The following is a 238-nucleotide window of genomic DNA, read 5'->3' on the forward strand; positions in this document are numbered from 1 at the left end:
GATTACTCGACGGCTGCCGAGCCTGGCTTCTTGCTGGATTTCACCGTGACCGCCCAGATTGACGTCACAGAAGGCACGCCGCCGGCTCAATTGACCGGCATTTTGTCCTTTGATGTCCAGGGTATTGCCGATGTGCCTGTCTGGGACGGCGCGGCACAGGTGCACTACGGCAACGGGCAGGAAGACGGTGATAACATCAATATCGGTTCGTCATTTAACGCCTTGCTGCAAGATACCG

At 56.7% G+C, this 238-nt stretch carries 1 protein-coding gene; it reads left to right on the top strand.

Going from position 1 to position 238, the window contains the following annotated elements:
- Window positions 1-238, top strand: a 238-nt coding sequence (locus tag ACYP03_RS27850) for a hypothetical protein (RefSeq protein ID WP_459782917.1), incomplete at both ends; no start/stop codon positions are given.

The sequence above is a fragment of the Photobacterium sp. R1 genome, assembly GCF_054600795.1.